At 65.5% G+C, this 23,956-nt stretch carries 20 protein-coding genes and 1 riboswitch; of the genes, 8 read left to right on the forward strand and 12 right to left on the reverse strand.

Features of this window, described 5'->3' with window-relative positions; translation table 11 throughout:
* Positions 1-7: 7 nt before the first annotated feature.
* Positions 8-1,018 (reverse strand): TRAP transporter substrate-binding protein, encoded by a 1,011-nt coding sequence (locus KQH53_14935; protein MCB2227973.1) that lies wholly within the window; start codon positions 1,016-1,018, stop codon positions 8-10.
* A gap of 326 nt (positions 1,019-1,344) precedes the next feature.
* Here KQH53_14935 and KQH53_14940 point away from each other — a divergent pair, with 326 nt between their 5' ends.
* Complete coding sequence (locus KQH53_14940; protein ID MCB2227974.1) at positions 1,345-2,079, forward strand: FadR family transcriptional regulator; 735 nt, start codon at positions 1,345-1,347, stop codon at positions 2,077-2,079.
* A 79-nt stretch (positions 2,080-2,158) separates the two neighbouring features.
* Here the strand turns inward: KQH53_14940 and KQH53_14945 are convergent, their stop codons facing one another.
* From KQH53_14945 to KQH53_14995, 11 genes are all read right to left on the reverse strand, one after another.
* Complete coding sequence (locus KQH53_14945) at positions 2,159-3,595, reverse strand: aryl-sulfate sulfotransferase (protein MCB2227975.1); 1,437 nt, start codon at positions 3,593-3,595, stop codon at positions 2,159-2,161.
* Positions 3,592-4,344 carry a FadR family transcriptional regulator gene (locus tag KQH53_14950; GenBank protein MCB2227976.1) on the reverse strand — a complete coding sequence of 251 codons (753 nt, stop codon included), beginning with the start codon at positions 4,342-4,344 and terminating at the stop codon, positions 3,592-3,594. The genes KQH53_14945 and KQH53_14950 overlap by 4 nt, the downstream gene beginning before the upstream one ends.
* 107 nt (positions 4,345-4,451) lie before the next feature.
* Positions 4,452-5,468, reverse strand: a complete 1,017-nt coding sequence (locus tag KQH53_14955; protein MCB2227977.1) for a TAXI family TRAP transporter solute-binding subunit — start codon at positions 5,466-5,468, stop codon at positions 4,452-4,454.
* A gap of 17 nt (positions 5,469-5,485) precedes the next feature.
* A complete protein-coding gene (locus KQH53_14960; GenBank protein MCB2227978.1) occupies positions 5,486-7,351 on the reverse strand; it encodes a TRAP transporter fused permease subunit in 1,866 nt (621 codons plus the stop codon).
* 300 nt (positions 7,352-7,651) lie between these two features.
* On the reverse strand, positions 7,652-8,545 hold the full coding sequence (gene lipA, locus KQH53_14965) for a lipoyl synthase (protein ID MCB2227979.1): 894 nt from the start codon (positions 8,543-8,545) through the stop codon (positions 7,652-7,654).
* 87 nt (positions 8,546-8,632) lie between these two features.
* Positions 8,633-10,096 (reverse strand): aminomethyl-transferring glycine dehydrogenase subunit GcvPB, encoded by a 1,464-nt coding sequence (gcvPB, locus tag KQH53_14970; GenBank protein MCB2227980.1) that lies wholly within the window; start codon positions 10,094-10,096, stop codon positions 8,633-8,635.
* On the reverse strand, positions 10,093-11,412 hold the full coding sequence (gene gcvPA, locus KQH53_14975) for an aminomethyl-transferring glycine dehydrogenase subunit GcvPA (protein MCB2227981.1): 1,320 nt from the start codon (positions 11,410-11,412) through the stop codon (positions 10,093-10,095). Before gcvPA ends, gcvPB begins: the two co-directional genes overlap by 4 nt.
* Before the next feature lie 3 nt (positions 11,413-11,415).
* Positions 11,416-11,814, reverse strand: a complete 399-nt coding sequence (gene gcvH / locus KQH53_14980) for a glycine cleavage system protein GcvH (GenBank protein MCB2227982.1) — start codon at positions 11,812-11,814, stop codon at positions 11,416-11,418.
* Positions 11,811-12,980 (reverse strand): glycine cleavage system aminomethyltransferase GcvT, encoded by a 1,170-nt coding sequence (gene gcvT / locus KQH53_14985; protein ID MCB2227983.1) that lies wholly within the window; start codon positions 12,978-12,980, stop codon positions 11,811-11,813. Before gcvT ends, gcvH begins: the two co-directional genes overlap by 4 nt.
* Before the next feature lie 41 nt (positions 12,981-13,021).
* Positions 13,022-13,114, reverse strand: a riboswitch (glycine riboswitch).
* Between the two features lie 126 nt (positions 13,115-13,240).
* Positions 13,241-13,678 (reverse strand): Lrp/AsnC family transcriptional regulator, encoded by a 438-nt coding sequence (locus KQH53_14990; protein ID MCB2227984.1) that lies wholly within the window; start codon positions 13,676-13,678, stop codon positions 13,241-13,243.
* Between the two features lie 269 nt (positions 13,679-13,947).
* The gene (locus KQH53_14995; GenBank protein MCB2227985.1) at positions 13,948-14,775 is read right to left on the reverse strand and encodes a hypothetical protein; all 828 of its coding nucleotides are present in this window, start codon (positions 14,773-14,775) and stop codon (positions 13,948-13,950) included.
* Between the two features lie 609 nt (positions 14,776-15,384).
* On the opposite strand from KQH53_14995, the gene KQH53_15000 reads away from it, so the two are divergent.
* The 7 genes from KQH53_15000 to KQH53_15030 all read left to right on the forward strand — a co-directional run bounded on the left by KQH53_15000 (position 15,385) and on the right by KQH53_15030 (position 23,941).
* On the forward strand, positions 15,385-16,389 hold the full coding sequence (locus KQH53_15000) for a haloacid dehalogenase-like hydrolase (GenBank protein ID MCB2227986.1): 1,005 nt from the start codon (positions 15,385-15,387) through the stop codon (positions 16,387-16,389).
* 72 nt (positions 16,390-16,461) lie between these two features.
* Complete coding sequence (locus tag KQH53_15005) at positions 16,462-18,789, forward strand: tetratricopeptide repeat protein (GenBank protein MCB2227987.1); 2,328 nt, start codon at positions 16,462-16,464, stop codon at positions 18,787-18,789.
* Positions 18,790-19,095: 306 nt separating this feature from the next.
* Positions 19,096-20,256, forward strand: a complete 1,161-nt coding sequence (locus tag KQH53_15010) for a branched-chain amino acid ABC transporter substrate-binding protein (GenBank protein ID MCB2227988.1) — start codon at positions 19,096-19,098, stop codon at positions 20,254-20,256.
* Positions 20,257-20,349: 93 nt separating this feature from the next.
* Positions 20,350-21,270, forward strand: a complete 921-nt coding sequence (locus KQH53_15015; protein MCB2227989.1) for a branched-chain amino acid ABC transporter permease — start codon at positions 20,350-20,352, stop codon at positions 21,268-21,270.
* 4 nt (positions 21,271-21,274) lie between these two features.
* On the forward strand, positions 21,275-22,435 hold the full coding sequence (locus KQH53_15020; protein ID MCB2227990.1) for a branched-chain amino acid ABC transporter permease: 1,161 nt from the start codon (positions 21,275-21,277) through the stop codon (positions 22,433-22,435).
* Positions 22,436-22,439: 4 nt separating this feature from the next.
* On the forward strand, positions 22,440-23,222 hold the full coding sequence (locus KQH53_15025; GenBank protein MCB2227991.1) for an ABC transporter ATP-binding protein: 783 nt from the start codon (positions 22,440-22,442) through the stop codon (positions 23,220-23,222).
* A complete protein-coding gene (locus KQH53_15030) occupies positions 23,222-23,941 on the forward strand; it encodes an ABC transporter ATP-binding protein (protein ID MCB2227992.1) in 720 nt (239 codons plus the stop codon). The genes KQH53_15025 and KQH53_15030 overlap by 1 nt, the downstream gene beginning before the upstream one ends.
* Positions 23,942-23,956: the final 15 nt, after the last annotated feature.

Genomic DNA, 23,956 nt, shown 5'->3' on the forward strand with positions numbered 1-23,956 from the left:
AGGGATGCTACTTGTGGCCGAGCAGGGACTTGGCCATGTCCAGCACCGCGGTGCCGGGCAGACCCTTGGCGTTCATGTCCTTGGCCCACTTCACCCAGATCTTGCGGGAGTCCGTCTTCCACTTGGCCAGCTCGGCCGGGGGCAGGGTCAGAACCTTCACGCCCTTGGCCACGGCCTTCTTCTTGTCGATGATCTCGGCGTCGTCAAAGGCCTTGCCCGCGGCGCGGCACATGGCCAGGCCGGTGGTCTCGTTGATGGCCTTCTGCACGTCGGCGGGCAGGGAGTCGAACTTGCGCTTGTTCATGACGATGGCCATGTTGAGCGAGTACAGGGTGCAGGTGGTGGCGTAGCGCACCACGTCGTCCTGCTTGAAGGCCACTAGGCCCTCGTAGGAGATGGCGGTGCCGTCGATGACGCCGCGCTCCAGGGCGGTGTACACGCTGGGCACGGGCATGAACACGGGGGTGGCGCCCAGCATGGTGAGGCTCTGGTTAACAAAGGGGTTGGAGCAGCGGATCTTCATGCCGTTGAGGTCGGCCAGGGTCTTGACCGGCTTCTTGGTGGTGAAGATCTGGGCCGGGCCGTGCTGGAAGAGCCACAGCACCTTCACGTCCTTGAACTCTTTTTGCAGGTACTTCTCGTAGACCTTCCACAGGGCCACGCTCACCTGCTCGGAGGTGGTGAACATGAAGGGAAGCTCGAAGACCGAAGTCAGGTTGAAGCGGCCGGGGTTGTAGGAGAGGATGGGGAAGGCGATGTCCGCGATGCCCTTGGCGGCCAGGTCGTAGTGCTCAGGCGGCTTGCCCAGGCTGGAGGCGGGGAAGATGGTGACCTTCACCTTGCCGCCGGTCATCTCGGAAAGCTTCTTGGCCCAAGGTTCGATGACCTGCTTATGCTGCACATGGTTGGGAGCCATGAAAGAGGCCAGTTTGAGGTTGATGGTCCCTCCGGCCCAGGCGCTGCCGATCAACCCCAGGGTGAACAATAAGGCCAGTCCCAACATCAAAGATTTTTTCACGTCCGTCCCTCCTTAAACCGGTTTTTAGTTGCCATGACCTCGAGCCTGTCAGGGCTTCCCTTGCGCAGGGCCTGATAATCCCCGGCGACATCTTCCCGAAGGATGATGAGGGCCTTATCGCCGCCGCGGCTCGGAGCCGCAAGAGGACATAAGGATGCGTCAAAACAGGCGGAATATGTTTGTGTGGACTCAAGATGAACTTTGGTTTAATGTAGGACCAAAGATTGGTTTTACATTAAATCAAAGCCTTCTCTCGTGTCAATCGGCATATTCGCATCTTGTAAAAAAACACCGGTTGGGCTATTAATTCGATTGGATAAAGAAATATGCAAACTTTCAAACCTATTAAGCAAACCAGAATTTCCGAAGAGGTCTTGTCCCAGCTCAAGGAATCCATCCTGCGCGGCAGGTATCGGGCGGGCGACAAACTCCCCTCTGAACGGGAATTGACCGAGCAGCTTCAGGTAAGCCGGGGAGCGGTGCGCGAGGCCATCCGGGTGCTGGAGATGACCGGGTTTGTCATCATCCGCCAGGGCCCCAGCGGCGGCGCTTTTGTCACCGAAGTGACCTCGGACCGCCTGGCCAGCGGGTTTCTGGATTTCTACCTGGCCGGCACCCTGACCATCGGAGAGGTGTGCGAGGTGCGCCTGCACGTGGAGCCCCAGGTGGCCCGTCTGGCCGCCCGCCACATCACCCCCGAGGGCGCCCTGCGCCTGCGCCAGGCCCTGGAGGCGGAGCGCATCCCCTTCCGCGACTATGACGAGCGCATGCAGCGCCTCACCGAGGTGCACCACGTAATCAACGACCTGTGCGGCAACCACCTCTTCGAGGCCATCGTCAACTCCATGATCCAACTCACCCACGAGATCGTGGGCGCGGTGGACCCGGCCGACCACGACCAAGTGCACACCCTGGGCGAGCACGACAAGCTGGTGGCGGCCATATTGGCGGGAGACGAGGAAGGGGCGGCCCGGACCATGTCCGAGCACGTGATCAGCTTCACCGACCGGCTGGTGCACATGGACCAGACCTACCGGACCATGCGCCAGCCGGCCTCCTGACCGGGCCTAGCCCCGGAACCTTAGCCCCCACCCCTGCTTGGTTTCGGTTCCGCGGCCTTGCCCGGCCCTATGATTCAAATCAATCCTCGGCCAGATCCGCCGAGCTCACCACGCAGAGCACCTCGGAGCGCTGATAGGGCTTGACCCCGGCCACCTCGGTGACCTGGGCCCCGCCCCGGGCGGCCGCGCCCGGCATCCGGAAGCTGGCCACGTCCACCGGCTCCACCGGGGTCTCTTTGGGAGGCTCCACCTGGGGCACCCACTCGTAGGGCACCCGGTAAGCCCGGTAGACCAGGTTGTAGGGAGTCGACTGCCCGAAGTAGGGGCTGATGTACTCCCACACCGTCTCGTGCTCCGGGGTCACCTCGATGAAGCGGCCGCCGGTGCCCTCGGTGATGAGGGTGTTGCCGTTGGGCAGGCGCTGGGCCGAGCTGACGATGGGGCTGTAGAAGCGGTTGGCGTCGAAGGGCATGCGCAGCCCCGCCTCCACCGGCGTGTACTTCCACACGATCTCCAGGGTGGTGGGGTCGATCTCCAATACCCGCGAGTAGTCGCGCAGGGCGTTCTTGCCGCCGGTGGGCGCGCCGGGGTTGGGAGCGCCGTAGCCGGCCCAGCCGCCGTTGTCGAACACCAGGAGGTTGCCCTCGCCGGGCAGGCCCCGGGGGATCAGGTGGGCGTGGTGCTTGCCGATGATCCAGCCCAGCTTCTTTAGGGCCGGGCTGGTGTCGTAGTCCGGCCCGATGTGCCAGACCACCTTGCCCGAGGCCTTGTCGGTGATGGCGATGATGTTGGCCTCGCGGGAGGACCAGATGATGTTGTCCGGATGGAAGCGCTGGTCCCCGGCCTCGAACCACTTGTTGGGCCCCAGGGCGGACATGGAGTTCACGTGGGCCCAATCTCCCCCGCAGTTGCGCGGGTTGGGCTTGCGGTAGAGCGCGTTGCGCGCCTCCTCGCGCCAGGTGAACTCCTCGAAGTGCTCGCTGAGCACCCATTCCCAGACGATGTCGCCTTCCCAGTTGACCTCGATGAAAGAATCGTCCAACAAGACCTTGTCCGAGATCTCGGGCTCGTGCAGGTTCTTGTGGCACAGGATCAGGGTGTTGCCGCCGTCGGCGCGGGGGTCCATGCCCGGGGCGTAGTAGCCCACGGGGTTGCCCTCGCGCTGGAAGTCGTGGTGGTTGCGGGCCATCCAGCGCGGCTCCTCGCCCGGGTCCTCCACGTACTCATACTGGTCGAAACTCCAGACGACCTTGCCTTCCCAGTCCACCTGCACCACGTCCAGGAAGTCCTGCATGCCGTACTTGGTGTTGCGCTCGCCGGTGGCCCCCATGACGTAACCGCCGGGCAGAATCTTGTTGGGCAGGCCGTGCAGGCCCTTCCACAGCTTCACCTCGCCGCCGTTCATGTCTATGAGCAGGGCGCCCAGCTCCTTGGCCTGGAATATGGTGTAGCCGTTCCAGCAGCGTTCGGGATCGTAGATGGTGGTCCCGGTGGGATAGATGCTCGGATAGGTCATGCTTGCTCCTCGTTGGCTGCATCCGCGCCGCCCAGGCCGTTGCCCCCGAACTGCTTCTGCCAGTCGTCAAAGGCCGGCTTTACCATCAGCAAATGGTCGTGCATGAGCCGCTGGGCGCCCTCGGGATCGCGCTGGGTTAATTTGTCCAAGATGGCGGGGTGGGTGACGATGTCGTGGTAGAGCCGGTCCTTGTGGCGCAGGCGCAACACCATCTCCTCGGTGAAGTCCAGGTAGATGTTCACCTGCATGGCGAACAGGGGGTTGTGCGAGGCCTCGGCCACCAGGCGGTGGAAGCCGATCTGCCAGCGCACGTACTCGTCGGTCTGTTTTTTGGGCTGGATCTCGGGCTCCAAATAGGAGCCCATCTTGCGCAGGTCGTCCTCGGTGGCCCTATGCGCGGCCAGGGCGGTGACCGCCGGCTCGATGACCAGGCGCACCTCGATGAGGTGGGCCGGGCGCACCTTGCCCAGGCTGGCCACGTCGCGCATCACCGAGGTGACCGCGTCGTGGCTCATCTCCTGCACGAAGGCCCCGCCGTGGGCCCCGCGCTTGACCTCCACCAGCCCCGACCTCTTCAGGTCCCAGATCGCTTCGCGCACGATGATCCGGCTGGTGCCGAAGGACTCGGCCAGCTCCCTTTCGTTGGGCAGCCTCTGGCCGGGCTGGTATTCGCCGCTGAAGATGGACTTGCGCAACTGGCGGGACACCTGCAAGAAACGCCGGGACTTGTCTATCGGTTTGAAGCTCATTGAGCGCACCCTCTCTTGCTTGGCGTCCTGTCCTTTAAAAAAACCTTCGCCCACCGCCCAAGGGGCCGGCCACGCCGTGGCGGCCGGCCCCGGGCGTGGGTTGCTTACTACTTGGAGCCGGCGGGAACCTTGATTCCCTGCTGCTCGTAATACTTGAGAGCCCCCGGGTGCAGCTGCATGCCGCCGTTGCGCACCGCGTACTTCATGGTCAGGTGCTTGAGCCAGGGGTGGGTCTTTATGTTCTTCTTGGCCTCCTCCCAAAACAGCTTGGTGAGTTCGTAGGCCGTGGCGTCGGACATCTTGTCGTTCACGGCCACGCCCACGATGGAGCCCAGGGTGTAGATGGTGTCCTTGTTGTTCACGCCCTTGCCGTAGATGCCCGCCGGAATGATGCCCACTTCGCGGCCGATCTTGGTGGTGGCCTTGATGGCCGCGGGGTTGGCGTCGTATTCCTTCTTGGTCAGGCCCAGCAGGTGCAGCTCGGAGGTGAGGGCCAGCTGCTCGACCTGGGGGAAGGGGGCGATGCCGCCGACCACGTACACGTCGAACTGGCGGTCCTGGAAGCCCTGGAAGGCCGAGGACCAGCTACCCTTGACATTGTCGAAGTCCTTGTTGGGCTTGTAGCCGGTGGTGGCCTCCACCCATTCCCGCGCCGCGTTCCAGGCGCCGCCGCCGGGAGGGCCCAAAAAGACGCGCTTGCCCTTGATGTCCTTGAGGGTCTTGATGCCCGCGTCGGCGTAGGTGACGACGTGGTACTGGCCGTAGGGGAACCAGAACAGCAGGCGCAGGTTCTGGGCCAGCTTGGGAGCGGCGCTCAGCTTCTTGTACATGGCCTTCTGCTTCTTCATGAAGAAGTAGATGACCGGGTTGGTCATGCACAGGTCGATCTTGCCCTTGGCCAGGTCGATCATGTGCTTGGTGGCCGCGCCGGTGGCGTCCACCTTGATTTGCAGCTTGTCCTGGGCCTGGTTGATCATGGTGGCCATGGTGGTCATGGTCAGATAGGCCGAGGAGCCCGGCGAGATGGTGGCCATCTTGAGCGTCTGGGACGCCTGGGCCGGGATGGCCAGGGTCAGCAGCAGCGCCCCGGCCAGGATCAGCCGTTTGAATGGTTTCTTACCCATGTTGCCCTCCTTACAGTTTAGTTAGCCGAGGAATATTGCGGCCCGCGCCGGGACCGCAGATTCAATATCAGGCATACGGCCAATATGGCCCCTCCGGCCAGGCCGGATGGCACGCCCGGAACGATAAGCAAAACCGCCGACAGCAGGCGCGCCGCCCGCTGCCAGATGGGCAGCTTGTTCCATTCCCAGCCCCCCAGCCCGGTGGCGATGCCCCAGGTGGCGACGAAGAACACGAACAAGGCCCAGAGCAGGCCGAACAGGTTGAAGTCGTCCAACACCAACAAGAGATCCGGGTGGAAGACGAACAGGTAGGGGATGATGAAGCCGGCGATGGCCAGGCGGGTGGCCTGGAAGCCGGTTTCCATGGGGTTGGCCTCGGCGATGGGGGCCGCGGCGAAAGCGGCCAGGGCCACCGGCGGAGTGACCACGCTGAGCACCCCGAAGTACACCACGAACAGGTGGGCCGCCATGAGCGAGAGCCCCAGCTTGTGCAGCACCGGCCCCAGCACGATGGCGATCATCAGGTAAGCCGCGCCGGTGGGCACGCCCATGCCCATGACCAGGCAGGAGAGCATGACGAACACCAGGGCCAGCCACAGGTTGCTGGAGGCCACCGACAAGACCGACTCGGCGAACATGAGACCGATGCCGGTCATGTTGATCACCCCGATGACGAAGCCGATGGCGCTGACGATGACGATGAGCACCGCGCAGGTCTTGCCCGAGGCCACCAGGGCCTTCCACCACTGGTCAGGCTTGCGGAACTTGGGGAACAGGAGCAGGCTGAGCACGAAGGCGGCGATCAGGGCGTAGAACCCGGCGTTCTGGGCGGTGCGCCCGGTGATCAACACCGCGATGATTACCCCCAAGGGCACCACCAGGGCCAGGCTCTTGAGCAGGTCGTCCTTGGTAAGGGCGACGCGCTGCTCCTTGGGCAGGGCCTCCACCCCCAGCCGCTTGGCCTCGATGAACACCACGATGAACAGCGAGCTGTAGTACATGATCGAGGGGATCAGGGCGGCCACGATGATCTTGAGGTAGGGAATGCCCGTGATATCGGCCATGAGGAATGCCACCACCCCCATCACCGGGGGCATGATCTGACCGCCGGTTGAGGCGGCTGCCTCCACCGCGCCGGCGAAGGCGGGCCGGAACCCGATCTTCTTAATGATGGGAATGGTGAACACCCCGGTGGAAACCACGTTGGCCACGGCGGTGCCCGACAGGGAGCCGAACAGGGCCGAGGCGGCCACGGCGGCGTGGGCCGGTCCGCCGGCGAAGCGGCCGGTGGCGGCCATGGCTATGCGCAAGAGCACCGCCCCCGCGCCGGATTGCTGCAACACCGCGCCGAAGACGATGAACACCAGCACCGTGCGGCTGACCACCTCCACCGGCCGGCCGAAGACCCCGTCGGTGGAGAACCACAGGTTCTCCATGGCGTGCTTCCAGCCCACCCCGGACCCGCCCACCGCCGGGGGCAGCAGCAGATAGGCTCCCGCCAGCACCACCACCGCCACCATGGGGACGCCGAAGAAGCGGTAGCTCAGGTAGCTGATCAGGATGATGGCCACCCAGGCGAAGGAGTTGCGCCACAGGCTGATGTCGATGATGTTGATCTCCTGCTCGAACATCACCAGGCCCCACTCCCAGAAGATGTAGAGCAAGACCAGGGCCATGATGCCGTGCAGGGTCAGGACGGCGGGGTTGGGGTCCTTGCCGCCGGCGGATTGCTTTAGGCGGAACAGGCAGATGAGCAGGGCCAGCAGCACGGTGAGCCCCGAGACCACCACCATATCGAACACGCCGATGGCGGCCACCACCACCGCGAACAGGGCCATCCCGGCGCAGAGCAGGTCGCCGGTGATTGCGATGCTACGCTTCACGGCTGGCCTCCGCCGGGCGCGGGCGGCTTTGGAAGGCCCGGAGCGTGGTTGAACCAAGGTTTGGTGAGCGATCCGAACAGGGGGCAGGGGGACGGGTCAAAGATGTGGGAAACCTTCCCATGCGCCGCGCGATCATGCTTGCCTCCGGCTACCCAAGGTGATGAGCTATGGGTAATGGGTTACCAATTAAAAAGGGTAGTTGTCAATGGGAAAATGCGGCCTTTGAGCCGCCGCGCAGGCGCCTGGATTAATTGATGGTTTTTTGCCCGCCCCGGCCGGAGCCCGTGCGTCTTTGCCGGATCAGGGCCTTGCGGCCAGACATTGCTGGTACATGGCCTGGGCCTGGTAGGAGCTGCGCACCAGGGGAGCGCTGGCCACGGCACCGAAACCCATGGCCAGGGCCCGCTCGCGGTAGTGGTCGAACTCCTCGGGGGGCACGTAGCGGGCCACGGGATAGTGCCGGGCCGAGGGGGCCAGGTATTGCCCCAGGGTGAGTATTTGGCAGCCCACGGAGCGCAGGTCTTGCAAGGCGGCCAGCACCTCGTCCTCGCTCTCGCCCAGGCCCAGCATGAGGCCGGACTTGGTGACGTGGCCCGCCTGGCTGGCCCGGCTCAACAGCTCCAAGGAGCGTCCGTAGTCGGCCTGGGGCCGCACCGCCTCGTAGAGCCGGGGCACGGTCTCCAGGTTGTGGTTGAGCACCTGGGGAGCGGCGGCCAGCACCGTGGCCAGGGCCTCGGGGTCTCCCCCCAGGTCGGAGATCAAGACCTCCACCCCCACCCCGGGCAGGTACTGGCCCAGGGCGGCGATGGTGGCGGCCACGTGGGCCGCGCCGCCGTCGGGCAGGTCGTCGCGGGTGACCATGGTCAGCACGCAGAACTCCAGGCCCAGGCGGGCGCAGGCCTCAGCCACCCGGCCGGGCTCGCCGGGGTCCGGGGGCGCGGCCGGGGTCTTGTCCACCGCGCAGAAGCGGCAGGCGCGGGTGCAGCTGGGCCCCAGGAGCAGGAAGGTGGCCGTGCCCCGGCCAAAGCATTCCTGGCGGTTGGGGCACTGGGCCTCGCGGCACACCGTGTTGAGGCCCAGGTCGCTCACCGCCCGGTTGGTGCTGCCGCACTGCCCCGTGGAAGACAGGCTGCGCCGCAGCCAGGAGGGCTTGCGCAGAGGGGCGGCGTCGCGGTTCATGCTGATCCCTTTCATCGGGCGTCTAGAACCCGGGCGGCGCGGCGGCCGCCCGGACAAAGCTCAACTATGATCCCGGCGTCCGGGTTTGCCAAGCCTGGCGCCTCAGGCTTCCGGCTCCTTGAGCACCGGATGGCGCGCCGCCTCCACCTCGTCCAGGCGCCCCACCGGGGTGCTCAGGGGAGCGGCGTGCAGGGCCTCGGGGTCCTCCGCGGCCAGGTCGGCGATGCGGTTCATGGCCTGAACCAAGGCGTCCAGGTTCTCCTTGGCCTCGGTCTCGGTGGGCTCGATCATCAGCGCCTCCTTGACCGTGAGGGGGAAGTAGATCGTGGGCGGATGGAAGCCCGCGTCGATCAGGGCCTTGGCCACGTCCACGGCGCTCACCCCGTGCTCGGCCGCCTTGTCCGCCGCGCTGAACACCACCTCGTGCATGCAGGTCTTGTCAAAGGCCACCTGCCACTTGGCGTCCAGTTGGGCCCGCAGGTAGTTGGCCGCCAGCACCGCATCCTCGCTCACTTCCTTGAGCCCCTCGCCGCCCAGGGCCAGGATGTAGGCGAAGGCCTTGAGGCACACCCCGAAGTTGCCGTAGAAGGGCGCCACGTAGCCGATGGACTTGGGGTGGTCGTAGTTGAGAAACAGGGTGCCGTCGGCGCGCATCTCCACCCGGGAGATGGGCAGATACTCGGCCAAATGCTCCACCACGCCCACCGGCCCGGCCCCGGGGCCGCCGCCGCCGTGGGGGGTGCCGAAGGTCTTGTGCAGGTTCAGGTGCACGATGTCGAAGCCCATCTCGCCGGGCTTGGCCATGCCCATGATGGCGTTGAGGTTGGCCCCGTCGTAGTACATCAGCGCGTCGGCCCGGTGGGCCGCCTCGGCGATCTCGGCGATGTGGGGGTTGAACAGGCCCACGGTGTTGGGGTTGGTCATCATCACCCCGGCCACCTGGTCGCTCAGCTTTTCCTTGAAGGCGGTGGGGTCCATGACCCCTCCCTTGGAGGGCACGGTGACCACCTCGTAGCCCGCGATGGCCGCGGAGGCGGGATTGGTGCCGTGGGCCGAGTCAGGCACCAGCACCACCGAGCGCTGGTTGCCCTTGTCGTTGTGATAGGCGGCCATGATCATGATGCCGGTAAGCTCGCCGTGGGCCCCGGCCAGGGGCTGCATGGTGAAGGCGTGCATCCCGGTGATGCGGTTGAGTAGCTGCTCCAGCTCGTGGATGACCCGCAGGGAGCCCTGGGCCAACAGGCCGCCGCGCCTAAGCTGGGGCAACAGGGGGTGCAGCCCGGCGAAGCCCGGCAAACGGCTAACCACCTCGGTGAACTTGGGGTTGTATTTCATGGTGCAGGAGCCCAGGGGATAGGTGCCCACGTCCACCCCGAAGTTCATGCGGCTGAGCTGGGTGTAGTGCCTGACCAGGTCGATCTCAGCCACCTCGGGCAGCTCGGCGGGTTGGGCGCGCCTGAGCTCGGGGGGCAGCTCGGTCAGGCGGCAGAAGCGCTCGTCCACCCGGGAGCAAGGCAGGGAGGCCCCGCGCCGTCCGGGGCGGCTTTTTTCGAAGATGGTCTTCACAACACCGCCTCCAGTCCCTCGGCCAGATAGCCGATCTCCTCCTTGGAGCGCTTCTCGGTCACCGCCACCAGGAGGTTGTTGGCCTGGTCCGGGTAGTAGCGGCCCAGGGGGAAGCCCGCCGCGATGCCCTTGTCGATCATGCGGCTGACCACCATGCGGGCGTCCAGGGGCAGGCGCACCCGGAACTCGTTGAACCAGGGGCCCTCGTCCAGAAGCTGCACCCCGTCGATGGCCGTGAGGCGCTCGCGGGCATAGGCCGCCTGGGTCATGTTCAGCTCGGCCAGCTCCACCAGGCCCTGTTTGCCCATGAGCCCCAGGAAGAGCACCGCGGCCAGGGCGCAGAGCGCCTCGTTGGAGCAGATGTTGCTCGTGGCCTTTTCACGGCGGATGTGCTGCTCGCGGGTTTGCAAGGTGAGGCAATAGCCCACCCGGCCCTGGGCGTCGTGGGTGCGGCCCACGATGCGGCCGGGCATGGTGCGCAGCAGCTTGTTGGTCACGGCCATGAAGCCTAGATAGGGCCCGCCGAAGCTCAGCGGCAGGCCCAGGGGCTGTCCCTCGCCCACCGCGATGTCCGCGCCCATCTCGGCCGGGGTCTTGGCCACGGCCAGGGCGATGGGATTGCAGCCCAGGATGCCCAGACCGCCGGCCTCGCGCACCATGGCGAAGTGCTGGCCATAGTCCCGGAGCACTCCGAAGAAATCGGGGTTTTGCAGGATGAGCCCGGCGGTGTCCTGGTCCAAGAGCCGCTCCAGCTCGGCCGGGTCGGAGACATCCGCCTCCACCAGCTCCAGGTGCAGGTTCACGGTGTAGCTTTTGAGCATGATGCGGTAGATGGGGCTCACGTTGTTGGCCACCAGGAGCTTCTTGCGCCGGGTCTTGCGCACCGCCATCATGGCCGCCTCGTAGAGCGCGGTGCCCCCGTCATAGAGCGAGGCGTTGGCCGCGTCCAGGCCGGTGAGCCGGCAGATGGCGGTCTGGTACTCGAAGATGCTTTGCAGGGTGCCTTGGGACATCTCGGCCTGGTAGGGCGTATAGGCGGTGTAGAACTCGCCCCGGCTGATCAGGGCGTCCACCGCGGCCGGGATGTGGTGGTCGTAGAAGCCGCCGCCCAAAAAACACACCAGGCCGGAGGCGTTGAGCCCGGCCAGCTTGGCCAGGTACTGGCTCACCTCGGGCTCGCTGAGGCCCTGGGGCAGGTCCCACTGGCGGCAGCGCAGGTCTTCGGGGAGGCCCGCGAAAAGCTCGCCCACCGAGCCCAGGCCCAGGGCGGCCAGCATGTCCGCGCGGTCCTCGGGGGTGTGGGGGGTGAAGCGCATGTCTTACTCTCCGGTGCCCAGGAGCGCCGTGTAGGCCGCCGCGTCCATGAGCTTGGCCAGGCCCGCCTGGTCGAAGCCTTCCAGCTTGACCAGCCAACCCTCGCCGTAGCAGTCCTGGTTGATGAGCTGGGGCGCGTCCTCCAGGGCGCTGTTCACCTCGGCCACCGTGCCGGCCAGGGGCGCGTACACGTCGGCCGCGGTCTTCACCGACTCCACCACGCACATCTCGCCCATCTGCTCCAGCTCGGCCCCCATCTCGGGAAGCTCCACGTAGGTAATGTCGCCGAGCTGATCCTGGGCGTAATGGGTCAGCCCCACCACGGCCAGGCCGCCCTCGATCCGAACCCACTCATGCTCGCTGGTGTAGTGCAATCCCTCGGGAACCTGCATCGCGGCGCTCACATCTCACCTCCCTCGAACTCAATCGGTTGCAGATAACGGCCGCTGGGGCGGGCAAAGGCTTTAACCACCCTGCCCGGCAGCACCCGCTTGCGGTAAACGATCTCCACCTGGTCGCCGGGCTCCAGGCCGCTGGGCAGCCGGGCCAGGCCCAGAGGCCTTACATAGCTATCCTCGCCGGGCGCTTCATCCGCGAAGCGCCAGGCGGGCACCGTGGTGGCGCTGGTCAGAGCGCCGATCTCCTCGCCGTCCTTAAGCACCGGCGAGCCCTCGCGCATCATGCCCTTGCTCAGAGCGGCCACCAAATACACCCGCTGGGGCAGGCCCTCGGCCTGGGCGGCCAGGGCCTGTTTGCCCATGAAATCTTCCCGCTCCGGCCCCAGGTCCACCCCCAGACGGGCGGTGGGCATCTCCATGATGGGGCGCTCCCGGCCGTACTCGTGGCCGTAGAGGGGCAGGGCCGCCTCCAGGCGCAGGGTGTCGCGCGCGCCCAGGCCCACCGGCACCACGCCGCGCGCGGCCCCGGCCTGGGCCAGGGCCTGCCAGACCTCGGCGGCTTGCTCCCAGGGCGGGAAAAGCTCGAAGCTCACCGGCTCGCCGGTGTAGCCGGTGCGCGAAACGTAGAGATCCACCCCGCCCAGGCGGTTGAAGCCGCCGTGGTTACGGCCCTGGGGCGGCAGGGGGTCGTCCAGCAGCCCGCCCAGCAGGTCCTCGCTGTCAGGCCCCTGCACGGCCAGCATGGCCAGGCGCGGGCTGATGTCCGCCAGCTCGGCGCCGTGCTGGTTGCGCTCGCTCAGCCAGGCCCAGGCGGCCTCGCGGTTGGCCGCGTTGACCACCAGCAGATAGCGCTCCGGCCCCTGGCAATAGAGGTAGGCGTCGTCGATGGGGCGGCCGTCGGGGTCGGAGATGAGGGTGTATTGGGCCCGGCCCGGGGCCAGCTTGCTTGCCCGGTTGGTGAGCAGGTCTTCCAGGAAAGGCAGCGCGCCCGGCCCGGAGACAGCGAAGCGGCCCATGTGGCTGATATCGAACAGGCCGCCGTGCTTGCGGGTGGCCAGGTGCTCGGCGATCACGCCGTCGGCGTAGGACACCGGTAGCTGCCAGCCGGCGAACTCCACCAGCTTGCCGCCGTGCGCGGCGTGCCAATCATATAAAGGCGTTTTTGAACTCAAGGCGGAAGTTCCTTTCCGCCACCCGGGGGGCGGCTGGATGCCGGGAACCTCCTGTCGTGGGGCCTGAGAGATTCGCCCCTTGGGGGGCTTGCTCCTTCGGCGGCCGTGAGCCGGCTCTCTCCAGGAGTTTCGCTGTTTCAACGGTCCTTTTGCCTGAGAGTTTCGGCCCGCGCGGAGCCTTGCACCTTCGGCGGCCGCCCTGCCCCACGCATCGGAACCGGCGGCGCTCTCCCGTTGAAAAAACTATTCCTTACTTCTAATCAAAGCACATATGGCACGTGCCAGTTCAAGTTTTTATAGACCACGAAGGTCTCGGTGGAGAGCACCTGGTCCACCTTGGCCACCTCCTGGGCATAGAACTCGGTGAGCCCGAACTTGTCGGTGAGGAGCACCGTGGCCAAGAGGTCGAAACGCCCGGTGACCACCGCCACCGAGACCACGCCCTTGAGCTCCTGGAACCTCTCGGCCCCGTCCACCAGCTTGGGGGTGCCCAGCTTGACCCCGATGATCACCAGCATGTGGCCGTCGATCTTCTCGGGGTTCACCACCCCCTTGACCGCCAGCACGCCCTGCCCGGTGAGCTTGGCCAGCCGGGCGCGCACCGTGTTGACGGTGATGCCCAGGGCCTTGGCGACGACCCCCAGGGATTTGCGGCCATCCCTGAGGTGCCTGACGATCTCCAGGTTTATCTGGTCCATCTGCACGCGCTCGCCTCGCTAACCGGGCCTGGCCTTGCCGGGCCTGCTCACTTCCCTTCCGAGTTTGGCGGGAATTGCCATATTTGTCAATTTATTTTTTAATTAGTGCGTATTTTAGTAGTTAATATAGTTTTTATTGCCAAATAGCGACTTTTGCCGCTAGCCGCAAAGAAGAAGGGCCAGCCGTTGCCGGTTGGCCCTCTTGCCATCGCTTGAGGCCTGCGCCCGCGCCCCGGGCCGCGAGATGCGTCCCTTGGGTCCGCGCGAGCCTATTTCTCTATTTCAGCCTTCACCAAATGCGGCCGGGCCGCGGTGCGGTACTTGAACAGGGCGGTGGGCGGCATTGCCTCCTGGTCCTTGAGGCGCTCGTCCTCTGCCGCGGCGGGGTCGAACCCGGCCAGGAAGTAGGCGTGGGTCTTTTGGCCGGTAACCTGGGACACCCAGGCCGCCGCCGCGGCCACCTCCTCGGGAGTGAGCAGGCTTATCGCGCCATCCGCGCGCACCACCGGCCCCACCACGGTGCGGAGCATGAAATCACTAAAGCCGGGCAGCAAGGCCAGGGTCTTTTCCACCTCCTCCGGGGGTATCTCCGCGGCGGCGTAGAGCTCGGGCGGCCCCAGGAGGTTCATCACCACCTTGCTGGCCAGGCCCTCTTTTTGGCAGGCCTCCAAGATCGCCGGGTTGGCGCCGTTGGTGCTCAGCTGTATCTTGATCCCCCCGGCGCTCAGGTGGCGCAGCACGTCCAGGAAGTCCCCGGCCATCTCCGGGCTGCCGCCCGAAACCTCCAGCCCGTCGATCCAGCCGTGCAGCAGCCCGGTGCGCTTCACAAAGCCTTGCAGCCCGTTGCCGGAGCGGGCCCAGGCCATGATCTCGCCCACGCCCTGCACCACCCGCTCGCCGGTCCACAGGATGGGAAACTCCAGGCCCTCGGCCCCGCGATGAATCTCGGGGCGGTGCTGGCGGTAGAACTGGGTGAAGGCGTCGCGTCCCTCGCCCTTGATGTCCAGCTCGACCACGCCCATGCCCTGCTCGGCCAGATAGCTCTTGGCCACCTTGCAGCGCAGGCACCCAGGCGAAGTGTAGATGTCCAAATCCATGGTTGTGCTCCTTGTCAATCCTGGTCCTGGCCGGAGACCACGCAAAGGGCCGAGGAGGGCTGGAAGGGGACCATGCCCTCCACCTCCACCTCGGGCGCGCCGCCGGCCGGAGACGCCCCGGGCGCCCGGAAGGTCTTGATGTCCATGCGCGCGTTGGGCGTCTCTTGGGGCTGCTCCAGTTGGGGTGTCCACTCATAAGGCACCCGATAAGCCCGGTATATCATGTTTTGGAGAAAGTTCTAGCCCCAGTGAGGCAGGGTTGTGTTTTACGAGACTCGGGCCAATAACCACGGCTTGCCCTTCGATCCTTGCAAGTCCTGCGTGGTTCCCCGGCCCGCGCATTTTTGGGGCGGCACTTGAAAGGCCGTGAAACCCCGCAATCCCGACTACAAATACGTTGTTTGCTTGCCATGGGACAGGCATGGCAGAATTTTAATATAAGCCGCTTAATATTCAGAGGGGTTGCCATGAGAACCGCATCGATCAGGTGATGGAGAGCCTGAAGACCACGGCGGGCGGCCGCTAGGCGCGAAGCCATCCATGCACCTCCAGGCCGCTCCCGGTCCCTTGCCGGGGGCGGCCCTTCCTTGGACCTGACGGAGACGGATCATGAAGCGAACCAAAAGCCTGGCCTTGGCCCTGATGCTGACGGCCATCCTCGCCCTCCCGGCCACGGCCGCCCTGGCCGCCGCCGACCCCCTGCCCTCCTGGCGCGACGGCGCGGCCAAACAGGCCATAACCGCCTTCGTGGGCAAGGTGATTGACAAGGGCGGGCCGGGCTACGTGCCCCCCGCCGAGCGCGTGGCGGTGTTCGACAACGACGGCACCCTCTGGGCCGAGCAGCCCATGTACGTGCAGTTCTTTTTTGCCCTGGACCGGCTAAAAGAATTGGCGCCTCAGCACCCGGAGTGGAAAAAGAGCCCGGCGGTGCGGGCGGCCCTGGCCGGGGACATGGCCAAGCTGGCCAAGCTGGGCAACAAGGGCATCTTGGAGATCGTGGGGCTGACCCACGCCGGGCTCACCGGCGAGCAGATGCAGGCCCTGGCCAAGACCTGGCTGGGCACGGCGCGCAACCCCAAGACCAAGATGCTCTTCGCGCGGATGATCTATCAGCCCATGGTGGAGCTCCTGGCCTATCTCCGGACCCATGGGTTCAAGACCTTCATCGTCTCCGGCGGGGGGGTGGACTTCATCCGGGCCTTTTCCCCGCACGCCTACGGGGTGCCGCCCTACCAGGTGATCGGCTCCAGCCTCAAGGGCAAGTTCGCGCTCAAAAGCGGCAAGGCCGAAGTGGTGCGCCTGCCCCAGGTGAACAGCATCGACGACGGGCCGGGCAAGCCGGTGAACATCGCCTTGCAGGTCGGCCTCCGGCCCATCATGGCGGTGGGCAACTCCGACGGCGATCTGGCCATGCTGCAATGGACCGCCGCCGGGCCGGGCCCGCGCCTGATGATGCTGGTGCACCACGACGACGCGGCCCGGGAGTTCGCCTATGACCGCAAGTCCGCCGTGGGGCGTCTGGACAAGGCCCTGGACCAGGCCCGCAAGGACGGCTGGACCGTGGTCAGCATGAAAAACGATTTCGCCACGGTGTTCCCGTTGGACCAGAAATGATCACGGCGCACCGGGCCACGGGGTTAGACTAAGCAAATGAAGACACATCCCCCCAAGAGAAGCTGGCGTCGGATGGCGCTCCCGGCCCTGTTGTTGTTCGCCCTGGCCGCGCCGGTATGGGCGGCGCAGCAGGCGGCCATCCAGACCCAGGGCGCCTACACCGGCTCCCAGAGCTGCCGCGAGTGCCACGAGAGGTTCTATCAGCTATGGGCCCCCTCCCACCACGGCACGGCCATGCAGGCCTACAGCGACGCCTTTGCCGCCGCCAAGCTGACCCCCCAAGCCGAGCCCATCAAGATCAGAGGCGAAAGCTATCAAGCCCAGATCGGCAAAGGCCAGGGCTGGGTGGTGGAAAAGACCGCCAAGGGCGACAAGCGCCTGCCCATCAAGCAGGCCTTGGGCGGCAAGAACATCTATTACTTCCTCACGCCCATGGAAAAAGGCCGCTTGCAGACCCTGCCCGTGGCCTATGACCTAAACAAGAAGGCCTGGTTCGACACCGCCAAAAGCGGCATCCGTCACGCGGGCGACCAGGCGGTGGACTGGCGCGATCCGGTCTACACCTTCAACACCTCCTGCCACGGCTGCCACGTGAGCCAGTATTCCCTTAACTACGACCTGAAGACCGGGGACTACCGCACCACCTGGAAGGAGCCGGGCATCAACTGCGAGACCTGCCATGGCCCGGGCGAGGCGCATGTCAAGGTGTGCCAGGCCGCGCCCAAGGGCACGGTGCCGAAGGACCTCCGGATCACCCGGGGCGGGCGCAGCTTCAACCACCAGCAGAACAACGCCACCTGCTCCACCTGCCACGCCAAGGCCATCCCGCTCACCCAGAGCTTCATGCCGGGCGACGATTTTTGGGACCACTACGACCTGGCCCTGTTGGAGCACAGCGACTATTACCCGGACGGCCGGGATTTGGGGGAGAACTACACCTACACCTCCTGGCTGATGAGCCCCTGCGCCGGCTCCGGCAAGCTGGACTGCCTGCACTGCCACACCTCCAGCGGCCGCTTCCGCCAGAAGAAAGACCCCAACCAGGCCTGCCTGCCCTGCCACGCCGAGCGGGTGAAAAACGCGCCCGCCCACACCCGGCACAAGGCGGACAGCACGGGCAACCAGTGCATCGCCTGCCACATGCCCATGACCAGCTTCGCGGGCATGCACCGCAGCGACCACTCCATGCTGCCGCCCACCCCGGCGGCCACCCTCAAGTACAAGTCACCCAACGCCTGCAACCAATGCCACAAGGACAAGGACGCGGCCTGGGCCGACAAGCTGGTGCGCTCCTGGCACAAGGACGATTATCAGGCGCCGGTGCTATACCGGGCCGGGCTGATCCAGGCGGCCCGCCAGCGGGACTGGTCCCGCCTGCCGGATATGCTGGCCTATTTGGATAGCAAGGGCCGCGACGAGGTTTTCGCCGCCTCGCTGATCCGCCTGCTGCGGGCCTGCCCCCTGGAGGCCAAGTGGGCCGCCGTCATCAAGGCCGCCCAGGACCCCTCGCCCCTGGTGCGCTCCTCGGCCCTGGCCTCGCTGGGCGACTGGCCCACGCCCCAGTCGGCCCAGGCGCTTTTCGCCGCCCTGAAGGACCCGCGCCGCCTGGTGCGGGTGCGCGCGGCCCTGGCCCTGGCCGGCTACCCGGCCCGGGGGCTGGACCCGCAAAGGGCCGCCGCGCTCCAGGATGCCACACAGGAGATGCTGCGCTCCCTGATGGCCCGGCCCGACACCTGGCACGCCCACTACAACGTGGGCAACTATTACCTGGAGCGGGGTATGCCCCGGGAGGCGGTCCATTCCTACCAAACGGCTCTGAAGCTGGAGCCCCGGGCGGTGATGCCCCGGGTGAACCTGGCCATGGCCTACGCCCGCGCCGGAGACACGAAGCGGGCCGCCGGTCAGCTGCAAAAGGCCCTGGAGCAGGAGCCGGACAACGCGGCGGTGAATTTCAACCTAGGGCTGCTCAAGGCCGAACAGGGCGACAAAAAGGCGGCGGAGAAATACCTGCGGGCCGCGCTCAAGGCAGACCCCCAGATGGCCCGGGCCGCCTACAACCTGGGCTTGCTGCTGCACCAGCGCGCCCCCAAGGAGTCCATGCGCCTACTGTTCAAGGCCTTTGAGGCCAGCCCGGACCCGGTCTACGCCTACACCCTGGCCTTTTTCATGAACCAAGCCGGCGACCGGGCCGGAGCCGCCAAGATGCTGGCCCTGACCGTAAAAAACTGGCCCTGGTACGCGGACTCATACCTGCTGTTGGCCGACATCCACCTGGCCGCCAACCAGAAAGCCGAGGCGCTCGGCGTGCTGCGGCAAGGCGTGTCCCAGAACGGCCTAGCCCCCAGGGACCGCCTGCGCCTGAGCCGCAAGCTCAGCGCAGTGCAAAAAGAGACCAAATAGTCCAAACGGACCTGACCAGCGCCTTCGGCCGCCCGCTCCGTGGCCGAAGGCCCTGCCGATGATGCCCACCGGGCCGGCGCGAAATCCGGTTGGCGGGGGGGGTTGGTCTCGCATTGCGAGTAGAGGGCTTAGTCTTCTTGACAACAAACTTGACTGGGCTTAGTCTGGGCGAACGCTTTTTTCGTAAGTGTTTACAAAAAGGTAACTATGGGGGGCTTACTGTCCGTCCGCGGGCAGGGAAGGCCCCTTTTAACTGCAAGTAACGGCATGTCCCATTTTGAACCGGCTTTTTAGGAGGAAAACGCTATGAAGCTAAGCAAGATTCTGTGCCTGGCCCTGGTGCTGCTCATGGTGCTGGCGGCAGCCCCGGCCCTGGCCAAAAAAACCGTGAAGGTCGCCTTTATCGGGCCCCTGACCGGCGGCGTCTCCGCCATCGGCGTGGGCGGGCGCAACTCGGCCGACCTGGCGGTGCGCCTGCGCAACGCCGACCCCAAGGCCAAGTACCACTACGAGCTGGTGTCCCTGGACGACGAGTGCAAGCCCAACTCGGGCGTGCAGGTGGCCACCAAGGCCGCGGCCGACAAGAAGATCATCGCCGCCGCCACCCACTACTGCTCGGTGGTGGCCCTGGCCGCGGTGGACGTGTATCACCGCTTCGGCCTGCCGGTGATCGTGTGGGGCGCGGTGCATCCGGGCATCACCTACGGCAATAAGTACAAGGAAGTCCACCGCATCAACGGCACCATGATCAACCAGAATGAGGTGGCGGCCAAGTTCATCACCGGGCTGGGCTACAAGACCTGGGTGCTCTTGTATGACACCACCGACTACGGCAAGGGAATGCACGAGTACTTCGCCAAGTATCTCAAGAAGAACGGCGGCAAGATCCTGGGCAGCTTCGGGGTCAACGCCGATCAGCAGGACTTCACCGCCGAGCTGACCCAGGCCAAGAAGCTCAACCCGGACGTGATCTGGTTCGGCGGCCTGACTCCCCTGGGCGTGCGCATCCGCCTGCAGATGGAGAAGCTGGGCATCAAATCCCAGTTCCAGTCCTGCTCGGGCATCATCTCCGACGCCTTCATCACCGGCGCGGGCAACCTGGCCGAGGGCACCATCGCCTTCCGCGAGGGCGAGCCCGTGGAAAACCTGCCTGGCGGCAAGTGGTTCCTGAAGGAGTATGAGAAGGCCGGTTACAAGGAAGCCCCGGACGCCTTTGGTCCCTTCGCCTTCGCGGCCATGAACCTGATCCTGGACGGCATCGAGGCCGCCGGCCCCAAGCGCAAGGCTGTGGTCAAGTGGCTGGACAACGTCAAGGACTACAAGACCATCGTGGGCTCGGTCACCTTTGACGAGCATGGCCAGAACATCTCGCCGGCCATCACCAAGTATGTGGTGCAGGACGGCAAGTGGGTGCCCTGGAAGAATTCCGAGTACGCCAGCGGAAAGCGCAAGCTCAAGAGGCGCTAGCCGTTATAATTAGCCCTCGCGGGGCGGCGCCGAAACGGCGCCGCCCCGCGAACCATGACACCCGGATTTTTTCGACCGCGAGATTGGTTTCCGATGGATATAGGACTTATAGGCCAGCACATCGCCAACGGGCTGATGATGGGCCTGATCTACGCCCTGGTGGCCGTGGGCTTCACCCTGTTCTTCGGCGTGCTGGACGTAATCAAGTTCTCGCACGGCGATGTGCTCACCTGGGGAGTGTTCTCCGCCTTCAGCATGTATCTGCTCCTGTCCTGGATGGGCTTCGAGCACCCGGTGCTCATCCTGGTGATCGTGGCCATCGTGTCCATGGCCTTCATCGCCGTGTTGGGCGGGGTCATCGCCAAGGTGCTCATCATCCCCCTGAAAGGCGCCCCGCCGCTCAACGTGCTTTTGATCACCTTGATGCTGGGCACCGTGCTGCGTGAGTCCATCCGCCTTTTCTATCCCGACGGAGCCAACCCCAAGCACTTTCCGGCCCTGCTGCCCGACTGGAGCCACTCCTGGGGCAACTTCACCCTGCGTTTCGACAACACGGTGATGCTCATCTCCGGCCTGCTGATGATCGTGCTGGTGCAGCTCATCATCAAGCGCACCAAGTTGGGCATGGCCATCCGCGCGGTCTCCCAGGACGAGGAAACCGCCCGGCTCATGGGCATCAACTTCAACCTGGTGGTCTACATCACCTTTGCCCTGGGCTCGGCCCTGGCCGCCTTCGCGGGGGTGACCTACGGCCTTTACTACAACGAGTTGAGCTTCAACATGGGCCTTTTGCTGGGGGCCATCGGCTTCAGCGCGGCGGCGGTGGGAGGCTTCGGCAACATCTACGGGGCCATCGTGGGAGGCTTCCTCTTCGCCATGCTCCAAACCATAGGCGCGGCCGCCCTGCCCTTTGCCAGCGCCTACAAAGACGTTTTCGCCTTCGGGGTGGTCATCGTGATCATGGCCATCAAGCCCACCGGGCTCCTGGGCGAGAAAGAAACGGAGAGGGTGTGAGGCAATGACCAGCCGCAGCCGAGCTTCCGTATCTTTCCTGCCCGCCCTGGTGGCCGTCCTCCTGGGCGCGGTGTACCTGGTGTTCTTTTTGGCCGGCGAGTCCCAGCTCGAGATATTCGGGCTCTTGCTGGGGGCCGGGCTGGCCCTGTTCCTGCTGCGCCGGGCGCGCGTGCTGGAGCGGGTGGGCCGTAGCGCCAAGGACCACAGCATGGCCTTTGCCACCGCGGTGGTGGCGGCCACCGTGGCCATCAGCCTCTATTTCTATGACGACAACTTCGTGCTGTTCTTGGTGGCCACGGTGCTGGTCTACATCCTGACCTGCCTGGGGCTCAACATCCAGTTCGGCTTCGTTGGGGTGGTCAACTTCGCGGGGGCCAGCTTCTTCGGGGTGGGCTGCTACACCGCGGCCATCCTGACCAAGCACACCGCCACGCCGCACCTTCTGATCTTGTTCCTGGGTGGCCTGGCCGCCGCGGCCCTGGGTTTCATCGTGCTGGTGCCGGTCTTGAAAACCCGGGGGCACTACGCCGCCCTGGTCACCATCGCCTTTGCCCTGCTGTTCAAGACCTTTCTGGAGGTCAACGACACCCTGGGCGGGCCCCAGGGCCTTAAGTGCGACGGGCTCAAGCTCTTCGGCTGGGACGTGAACCAGGACCTGGTCATCGGCTCCTTCGAGGGCTCGTTCTACTTGGGCTATATCGCGGTGGCCCTGGCGCTGTGCGTCCTGGGCTTCATCCTGGCCCGGCGGCTGGAGGACTCCTGGATCGGGCTGAACATGGACGCGGTGCGCCTGGACGAGACGGTGAGCGCCTGCTTCGGCCAGTCCATCCCCCGGGGCAAGATCACCGCCTTCACCCTGGGCAACTTCTACTGCGGAGTGGCCGGGGCCCTCTACGCCATGATGCTGGGCTACATCGCGCCCACCAACTTCACCTTCGGCGACTCGCTCATCCTGTTGTCCATCGTCATCTTGGGCGGGCTGGGCTCGCTGTGGGGGGCGGTGGCCGCCACCAGCATCATCATCCTCATGCCCGAAAAGTTCCAGGTGTTGCAGGAATACCGCTTCCTGCTCTTCGCGGCCCTGGTGATCGCCATTCTGTTGTTCAGGCCCCAGGGGCTTCTGCCCCGCCCCCTGCGCGGCTTCCTCACGCTTAGGTCGAGGTAGCGCCATGACTCAGACGCAACCACTATTGACCATCAAGAGCCTGAGCAAGAACTTCGGTGGAGTGCGCGCCCTGGACGAGTTGAGCCTGGAGGTGCCCCGCAACCGGATCATGGGCCTTATCGGGCCCAACGGCTCGGGCAAAACCACCTTCTTCAACGTGGTCACCGGCATCTATCCCGCCTCGGCGGGCCAGGTGTTCCTGGAGGGCAAGGACATAACCAACCTCTCGCCCCAGCAGGTGTACCGCCGGGGCGTGGCCCGCACCTTCCAGCGCTCGCGCCTGTTGTTGCCCCTGTCCATCCTGGACAACATCACCCTGGGCGACCACGCCCGGGTGAACAACGGGCTGCTGTTCAACCTGTTCCGGCGGGGCGCCCTGACCAAGGAGTTCCAGAACAGCCTGGACAAGGCCCGCGAGCTGATCACCATCTTCGACCCCGACCTGGCCCACAACATCTTCGAGCCGGTGGAGGCCCTGCCCATGATCTCCCGGCGGCGCATCGAGATCTGCCGGGCCCTGATCTGCCGTCCCAAGCTGCTCTTGCTTGACGAGCCCTCGGCGGGCATGACCCACGACGAGACCTTCCGGCTCATCGACGACATCCTGGAGATCAAGGGCAAGATCGAGGATCTGACCATCATCATCATCGAGCACGAGATGTCGGTGATGGAGCGCATAACCGACTACTGCGCGGTGCTCAACTTCGGAGAGAAGATCTGCGAGGGCACCTACCAAGAGGTCGCCTCGGACCCGCAGGTCCAGGAAGCCTATCTGGGGGTGGACTAATGGCCCAGACTCAACCAGCCCTGAGCATCGAAGGCATCTACACCGCTTATGACCGGGCCGACGTTCTGGAGGACCTGAGCCTCCAGGTGGCCCCCGGCTCCATCACCTGCCTGCTGGGTTCCAACGGCTCGGGCAAGACCACCCTGATCCGCTCCATCCTGGGGCTCACCCCCTGCCGGGCCGGGCGCATCCACTTCCAGGGCCGGGAGATCACCCGCCTGGCCACCCACAAGATCGTGCGCCTGGGCGTGGCCAGCATCCCCGAGGGCCGCAAGGTCTTCCCCGGCATGACCGTGGAGGAGAACCTGAGGCTGGGCGGCTACCAGGAGGACGACAAGGCGGTGATGGCCGAGCGCCTGGAGAAGGTCTACGGCATCTTCCCGCGCCTGGCCGAGCGCGCCGGCCAGCTGGCCGGCACCATGTCCGGCGGCGAGCAGGCCATGGTCTCCATCGGCCGCGGCCTCATGGGCGCGCCCCAGCTGATGATCATCGACGAGCCCTCCCTGGGCCTGAGCCCCCTGCTGGTCAAGGAGAACTTCCGCATCATCCACCAGATCAACCAGCAGGGCATCACCGTGTTTTTGGTGGAGCAAAACGTGCGCCAGACCCTGGCCATCGCCCACTACGGCTACGTGCTCTCCGGCGGGCGCGTGGTGGCCGAGGGAACCGCCCAATACCTGCGCGAAAACAGCGAGGTGCAAGAAGCCTATTTCGGCTGATCCTCGCCCGGAGCG

It is taken from the genome of Desulfarculaceae bacterium (assembly GCA_020444545.1).
In the GTDB taxonomy this organism is placed as follows: domain Bacteria; phylum Desulfobacterota; class Desulfarculia; order Desulfarculales; family Desulfarculaceae; genus Desulfoferula.